The sequence below is a fragment of the Streptomyces sp. NPDC054841 genome (assembly GCF_053611045.1).
This window is the reverse complement of sequence record NZ_JBSGZO010000417.1, coordinates 1-7,757: the sequence shown is the minus strand read 5'-3', so window position 1 is coordinate 7,757 and position 7,757 is coordinate 1. Positions and strand designations below refer to the sequence as shown.

Genomic DNA, 7,757 nt, shown 5'->3' with positions numbered 1-7,757 from the left:
GTGCCCACAGGGGCCCGGTCACCACCGCCGCTATTCCGTGGCGATGGCATTCAGCACGTTCATCCGGCCCGCCCGGAATGCCGGGACCAAGGCCGCGAACAGTCCCACGAACGCCGATCCGACAAAGACCGTGAGGATCGTCGGCCAGGGGATCTCCAGGACGCCGAGGCCTTCCAGGGCCAGCAGCCTCTGCGCCGCCGTGCCCCAGCCCATGCCCAGGCCGAGGCCGAGCAGGGCGCCGAAGAGGGCGATGACCACCGACTCCAGACGGATCATGCGGCGCAGCTGCCTCCGCGAGAGTCCGATCGCCCGCATCAGGCCGATCTCGCGGGTGCGCTCGACCACCGACAGGGCGAGGGTGTTCACGACGCCCAGCACCGCCACGATGATCGCGAGCGCCAGCAGCCCGTACACGATGTTCAGGAGCTGGCCGACCTGGTCCTTCAGGTCCTGCTTGAAGTCGGTCTGGTTCTGCACCTTGTACTGCGGGTACTTGGCGACCGCGGCCTTGAGCGAGGCGTACGCCTCCTTCTCCTTGCCGTCCTCGGCCGAGGCGAACATGATCCGGTTCTTGGGCATCTTCGGGGCGGGGACGTACTGCGCGACGGTCGTGATGCCGGTGTACATCGCGCCCTTGTCGACATTGGTGTCGTCGGAGGTGATGGCGGCCACCTTCAGCCTGGCCGTCTCGCCGCCCGTGAAGGCGACCGTGATCTCGTCGCCGACCTTCACCCCGTGCCGCTCGGCGTAGCCGTCGCCGACGGACATGGCGTTCTTCCCGTACGCCGCCGAGAGTTCGCCCGCGACGGTCTCACGGCGCACATCCTGCGCGTACGTCGGGTCGGCGGCGACGATCCGCTCCTCCTCGGTCTTGCCGTCCGGGGTGGTGAGCTTGGTCCTGAGCTGCTTGTACTCGGTGACGTGGTTGATGTGCGGGGCCTTCTCCAGGGCCTGCTGCACCTTCGGCACGATCGCCTGGTTGTTGGTCGACTGGACGATGAAGTCGGCGCCGACGGACTTGTCGAGCTCCTCCGTCGCCGAGGCGACCATGGACGAGCCGACCACCGACAGACAGGCGACCAGGGCGAGCCCGATCATCAGGGCGGCACCGGTGGCGCCGGTGCGGCGCGGGTTGCGCAGGGCGTTGCGTTCGGCCATCCGCCCGACCGGACCGAAGATCCGCAGGACGAGCGCGCTGATGACCCGGACCACACCGCCCGCGAGCAGCGGGCCGACGACGATGAAGCCGATGAGGCTGAGGACGACGCCGAGCCCGAGCCAGCGCGAACCCTCGCCGGCCTTGTCGGCCTGGGTGGCGGTCCACAGCGCGAACGCCCCCGCCCCGGTGAGGAGCACGCCGACGCCGCCGCGGACGAGTCCGGCCCTGCCGTCCGCCGGTGTGCCGGCCTCGCGCAGCGCGGCCATCGGCGAGACCTTCCCGGCCCGACGGGCCGGGATGTAGGCGGCGAGTACGGTGACGACGACACCGAGCACGAGGCCGATCGCCGGGGTCGTCCACTTCACGGTCAGGTCCTGGGTGGACAGTTCCATGCCCATCGAGGACATGAGCTCCATCAGCCCGATGGCGAGGCCGACACCGGCGGCGACACCGGCGACGGAGCCGACGAAGCCGAGCAGCACCGCTTCGACGAGCACCGAGCGGTTGATCTGCCTCCGGCTCGATCCGATGGCCCGCATCAGCCCGATCTCCCGGGTGCGCTGGGCGACCAGCATCGAGAAGGTGTTGACGATGAGGAAGATGCCGACGAGGACGGCGATCCCGGCGAAGCCGAGCATCGCGTACTTCATGACGTCGAGGAAGCCGCCGACGTCCTCACGGCCGGCGTCCGCCGCCTCCTGCTGGGTCTGGAACTTGTACGGCCCTTCGACGGCCGCGGCCACGTTCTTCTTCAGCTGCTCGTGGCTGACGCCGGGCGCCGCGGTGACGGCGACATGGGTGAACGCACCGGTCCTGCCGAGGAGTTCGCGCTGGGCGGTGGCGGTGTCGAAGTAGACGACGGCCGCACCCGGGTTGGTGACCTTGAAGGAGGCGATGCCGGAGATCTTCGCCGTGAGGTCACCGGTGACGGCGATGGTGCGCAGTTCGTCACCGAGCTTCAGCCCGTGCTTCTCGGCGGTGTCGGCGTCGACCATCACCTCGGTGGGGCCCCGCGGGGCGTGGCCGGAGGTGATCTCCATCGAACGCAGGTCGTTCCGCGTCCAGTTGCCGGCGATCGTCGGGGCGCCGGTGGAGGAGCCCATGTTCTTGTTGTCCGCGTTGACGACGGTCACGCTCATGGAGACGACGGCGCCTTCGGCGGACTTCACACCCTCGGCCTTCTCCACCTTCGTGAGGAGGGACGCGGGCAGCGTCTCGGGCAGGCCGGTCTCCGGCATCTCGTCGTCCGTCGCCGCGTTCTTGGGGCTGACCGTGACATCCGCCGCGGTCGCCGCGAAGAGCTTGTCGAACGTCGTGTTCATGGTGTCGGTGAAGACGAGCGTGCCGGACACGAACGCCACCGACAGCAGGACGGCCACGGCGGAGAGCGCCATGCGTCCCTTGTGGGCGAAGAAGTTGCGCAGGGAGGTCTTGAGGACGGTCACGACGTCCGCCCACGGGCGTCGAAGTCCTTCATGCGGTCCAGGACCTGGTCCGCGGTGGGGTTGAACATCTCGTCCACGATCCGGCCGTCGGCGAGGTAGAGGACGCGGTCGGCGTACGAGGCCGCCACCGGGTCGTGGGTGACCATGACGATGGTCTGGCCGAGCTCGTCGACGGACCTGCGCAGGAAGCCGAGCACTTCGGCGCCGGCCCGCGAGTCCAGGTTGCCGGTCGGCTCGTCACCGAAGATGATCTCGGGCCGGGCGGCCAGGGCGCGGGCCACGGCGACGCGCTGCTGCTGGCCGCCGGAGAGCTGGGTGGGCCGGTGCTTCAGCCGGTCCGCGAGGCCGACGGTCTCCACCACCCGGTTCAGCCAGTCGGCGTCCGGCTTACGGCCGGCGATGTCCATCGGCAGCGTGATGTTCTCGATGGCGTTGAGCGTCGGCAGCAGGTTGAACGCCTGGAAGATGAAGCCGATCCGGTCCCGGCGCAGCTGGGTGAGCTTCTTGTCCTTGAGCCGGGTGATCTCGGTCTCGTCGAGGTGGATCTCGCCCGAGCTCACGGTGTCGAGTCCGGCCAGGCAGTGCATGAGCGTGGACTTGCCGGAGCCCGACGGGCCCATGATCGCGGTGAACTGCCCGCGCATGATGTCCACGTCGACGTGGTCGAGCGCGACGACCCGCGTCTCGCCGGAGCCGTAGGCCTTGACGACCTGCCGCGCCCTTGCGGCAACGGCCGTACGTCCTCCGGTACCCCCGTGCCGGGGAATGGTCACAGCCGTTGTCACGGTAAGTCTCCTATTTCGGTGAAGAGCAGCTATTTCGGTGAAGAGCAGCGATGAGCGCGCCGCGTGCGATTCGAGTCTGCGGGCGGGAACGGTCCCGTCGCGCTGGTGCACGGCGCAGTCTTGAGCGGGGGTTTTCCCCACCCCAGGGCGGCCGGTGAAGTCCGGGCCGCCGCCGTAAGACCAAGCTAAAGAAGGGCCCCTGCCCCTCTCGTCCTCCAGGGGGACGAACGACCCCTGGACAGAAGTAAGGAGGTCCCCCTAGGGGTCTCCTCCCCCGGGCCTACGCGCGTCCCCGTGACGGCCGACCCCTCCCGCCGCACGAGGAGCTAGTGAGAGGGTGTGTCCGGCGGAGATACGTGCATAGGGAAGGGATCTTGATGAGCGGGGGCGACACGGGCACGGGCGGAGGCCATACGGGCAGGGACGAGGGAAGTACGGGCACGGGGGACGGACCTACCGGCACGGGGGAGGGACGTACCGGTACGGGCAGGGGCAGGGCGGCCGCGGGGGCGGCGCCCTCGACACCCGGGGCACCCTCGACGCCCGCGGCGCCCGCGACCGGCCGCCGGGGACCGGTCGTCGCCGCACTGATGCTCGGCATGGCACTGGCCGCACTGGACGGCACGATCGTCTCGACCGCCGTACCGCAGATCGTCGGCGACCTGGGCGGGCTCTCCGTCTTCTCCTGGCTGTTCTCCGGCTATCTGCTCGCCGTGACGGTCACCCTCCCCGTGTACGGAAAGCTCTCCGACACCTTCGGCCGCAAGCCCGTCCTGATCGCGGGCATCGCCCTCTTCCTGGTCGGCTCGCTGCTGTGCGCGGCCGCCTGGAACATGGCGTCGCTCATCGCCTTCCGTGTGGTCCAGGGCCTGGGCGGCGGCGCGCTCCAGGGCACGATCCAGACGATCGCCGCCGATCTGTATCCGCTCGAGGAGCGCCCCAAGATCGTGTCCAAACTGTCCACCGTGTGGGCGGTCTCGGCGGTCGCGGGCCCGGCGGTGGGCGGTCTGCTCGCCGCGTACGCCGACTGGCGCTGGATCTTCCTCGTCAACCTGCCGGTCGGAGCCGTCGCCCTCTGGCTGATCGGCCGTCACCTCGTGGAGCCGGTACGGGAGCGGGGCCCCCGCACCCGTGTCGACTGGCCCGGCGCGCTCGCCGTCTTCGTCACCGGCGCCCTGCTGCTCACCGCCCTCGTACAGGGCGGGGTGGCCTGGCCCTGGCTCTCCGCACCCTCGCTCGGGCTCCTCGCGAGCAGCGCGGTGTGCGCGGGAGTCACGGTCCTGATCGAACGGCGGGCCGCGGAGCCGGTCATCCCCGGGTGGGTGTGGCGGCGGCGCACCATAGCCGCGGTGAACCTGGCCCTCGGCGCACTCGGTCTGCTGATGGTCGCGCCGACCGTGTTCCTCCCCACGTACGCCCAGTCCGTCCTCGGACTCGGCCCGATCGCCGCCGGGTTCGTCCTGTCCGTGATGACACTGAGCTGGCCGGTCAGCGCCGCGTTCTCCAACCGGGTCTACAACCGCATCGGCTTCCGGTGGACGGCGGTCATCGGCATCTCCGCGGCCCTGCTGATCCTGCTCGCCTTCCCGGCGCTGCTGCCGTACCCGGGCGAACCCTGGCAGCCGGCGCTGATCATGCTGCTGCTCGGCGCGGCGCTCGGCTTCTTCCAGCTGCCACTGCTCATCGGCGTCCAGTCGACCGTGCCGTGGGCCGAGCGCGGGACGACCACCGCGTCCGTGCTGTTCTGCCGTCAGGTCGGCCAGAGCGTCGGCGCGGCGCTCTTCGGGGCACTCGCCAACGCGGTGCTCACCGACCGTCTCGGCGGCTCCGGCGATCTCGACTCGGTCGCCCACGCCCTGGCCGACGGCACACCGCACGACCATCTGCGCCGCGCCGTGGCGACGGCGGTGGACTACGTGTACGTCGGCGCGGCGGGCGCGGCCGCGCTGGCGCTGCTCGTCCTTCTGTTCCTGGCGCCGCGGAAGTTCCCGGTGATCACGGAGAAGCCGGAGTCCTGAGGGCCGCGCACCCCGGCGCCGGCCGGAAGCACGCGCTGCTCACCGGCCGGGCCGGGGCTGCCCGGCGACCTGACGCTCGACCTGCGCCCTGGACTCTGCGACCTGCCCACCGACACGTGATCCGACTGATGCCGAAACGACATACCGCCTAGTCGGTAACCCTCTTACGCCAGTCTCTACCGACAAGTAACGTTCGCGGTCCCCCCACAGCGACACCGCCCGTCCGCGAGGGCCCGCAAGGAGCCGCACGATGTCGTACGACCACTACTTTCCCGAGCCGCCCCCCTCGGCGGGGCAGCCCTGGCACGCACCACCGCCGCCGGTGCCGCCGGCTCCCGCCGAGAACGGCGATCTGGGCAGACTCCGCTCGGGCTACCGCAGGCTCCGCCGCGTCGCGACCCTCACGGCGCTCGGCTACTTCGTCCTCTTCCTCATCCTCTCCGGCTACGCACCGGACCTGATGACCGGCGAGATCAGCGGCGGCCTCACCACAGGAGTGCTCCTGGGGCTCCTCACCCTGCCCGTGACCCTCGCGGCGATCGCTCTCTACGAGCGGATCGCACGCGACCGCGTGGACCCGCTCGCCGCGACGATCCGGCAGCACGCCGAGCAGGCGGCCGAGGCGGCCGCACCCCGTCAGAGCCGTCAGAGTCGTCCGGGGCCCGCCGGATGGCAGCAGCCGACGGGAGGCATGCGCGCATGACCGGCTTCGACTCCGACGCCCAGACCATGTCGTTCGTCGCCTTCATCGCCGTCATCACGGTCACGCTGCTGCTGTGCGTGATGACCGGACCCGACCGCGACGACCTGGGCGAGTTCTACACCGGCTACCGCTCGCTCTCCCCCGTGCAGAGCGGCCTCGCCATCGCCGGCGACTACATCTCCGCGTCGACCGTGCTCGCCACCATCGGCGTCATCGCGCTCGTCGGCTACGACGGTCTGACGCTCGCCCTGAGCACCGTGCTCTCACTGGTCCTGATGATGTTCCTGCTCGCCGAACCACTGCGGAACGCGGGCCGCTTCACCATGGGCGACGTCCTCACCCGACGCACCCCCGGACCCGTCGTGCGGATCACCGCGTGCGCGGTCACCCTGGCCGCGCTGCTGCCGCTGGTGATCTTCCAGCTCGCCGGCGCGGGCGATCTGCTCGCCATCGTCCTCGGCTTCGACGCGGACGGCTTCAAGACCGGGTCCATCATCTTCCTCGGCGTACTGATGATCGCGTACGCGGCGATCGGCGGGATGAAGGGCACCGCCTTCATCCAGATCGTCAAGACCGTCGTCCTGCTCGGCGCGGCCACCGCCATCTCCGTACTCATCCTGAACCGCTTCGACTTCAGCGTGCCCGCACTGCTGGACGCGGCCAAGAAGGGCAGCGGGGTGGGAGACGCGTACCTCGCCGCCGGACTGCAGTTCGGCGGCAGCGAAATGGACATGATCAGCGCGCAGCTGACGGTGGTGCTCGGCGCCGCGGTGCTGCCGCACATCACGATGCGCATGTTCACCTCGCGCAACGCCACCGCCGTGCGCCGCTCGTTGTCCTGGGCGGTCTCGACCGTCGTCGTGACCTGCCTGCTGCTCGCAGTGATCGGCTTCGGCGCGGCCGCGATCGTCGGGCGCCAGGGCCTCACCGCGGGCGACCCGCAGGGCAAGACGGCGCTCCTGATGGTCAGCCAGGCCGTACTCGGAGTGGACGTCACCACTTTCGAGAGTCTGCTGTTCACGGCGGTGGCCACGGCGGTCTTCCTCACCCTCCTCGCCTCGGTCGCCGGGATCACCCTCGCCTGCGCCAACACCCTGGCCCACGACCTGATCGCGCACGGCCTGCGCAGGACCAAGCTGAAGCACTCCACCGAGATGGTCGTGGCCCGTGGTGCGGCGGCGGGCGTCGGCCTCGTCGCGATCGCCCTCGCGGCCCTCGTCCGCGACTGGAACCTCCAGGCGCTGGTCACGCTGTCCTTCTGCATCGGCGCGTCCGCGGTCGCCCCCGCGCTCGTCTACAGCCTCTTCTGGCGCGGCTACACGCGTGCGGGCCTGCTCAGCACCCTCATCGTGGGCACCGCCACCGTGCTCATCCTGATGACCGGCACCAATCTGGTCTCCGGCTCCCCGCAGTCCGTCTTCCCCGACCACGACTTCAACTGGTTCCCGTTCACCACGACGGGCCTGGTCTCGGTCCCGGCGGGCTTCCTCGCGGGCTGGCTGGGCACGCGCCTGTCCCACCGCGAAGCCGCGGCGCAACGCCGGCGCTACGAGGAGGTCGAGCCCACCATCCTGGCGGGCGCGCCGGCGCCGGCGCGAAGCGTTCGGTAGCAGGGGCTGCGCCCCGGACCCCGGCACGGTCTCCGGA

The 7,757-nt window shown here is 70.4% G+C and carries 5 protein-coding genes; 3 read left to right on the top strand and 2 right to left on the bottom strand.

Annotated features, from left to right (window positions below; all coding sequences use genetic code 11):
- Nucleotides 1-30: 30 nt before the first annotated feature.
- Both ACWGI8_RS35120 and ACWGI8_RS35115 read right to left on the bottom strand, forming a co-directional pair.
- The gene (locus ACWGI8_RS35120) at nt 31-2,604 is read right to left on the bottom strand and encodes an ABC transporter permease (RefSeq protein ID WP_453667231.1); all 2,574 of its coding nucleotides are present in this window, start codon (nt 2,602-2,604) and stop codon (nt 31-33) included.
- On the bottom strand, nt 2,601-3,389 hold the full coding sequence (locus ACWGI8_RS35115) for an ABC transporter ATP-binding protein (protein WP_453667229.1): 789 nt from the start codon (nt 3,387-3,389) through the stop codon (nt 2,601-2,603). Before ACWGI8_RS35115 ends, ACWGI8_RS35120 begins: the two co-directional genes overlap by 4 nt.
- A gap of 377 nt (nt 3,390-3,766) precedes the next feature.
- On the opposite strand from ACWGI8_RS35115, the gene ACWGI8_RS35110 reads away from it, so the two are divergent.
- The 3 genes from ACWGI8_RS35110 (at nt 3,767) to ACWGI8_RS35100 (ending at nt 7,720) form a co-directional block, all read left to right on the top strand.
- Complete coding sequence (locus tag ACWGI8_RS35110) at nt 3,767-5,407, top strand: MFS transporter (RefSeq protein ID WP_453667228.1); 1,641 nt, start codon at nt 3,767-3,769, stop codon at nt 5,405-5,407.
- 250 nt (nt 5,408-5,657) lie between these two features.
- The gene (locus ACWGI8_RS35105) at nt 5,658-6,110 is read left to right on the top strand and encodes a DUF485 domain-containing protein (RefSeq protein ID WP_453667227.1); all 453 of its coding nucleotides are present in this window, start codon (nt 5,658-5,660) and stop codon (nt 6,108-6,110) included.
- Nucleotides 6,107-7,720 (top strand): sodium/solute symporter, encoded by a 1,614-nt coding sequence (locus ACWGI8_RS35100; protein WP_453667226.1) that lies wholly within the window; start codon nt 6,107-6,109, stop codon nt 7,718-7,720. Before ACWGI8_RS35105 ends, ACWGI8_RS35100 begins: the two co-directional genes overlap by 4 nt.
- Nucleotides 7,721-7,757: the final 37 nt, after the last annotated feature.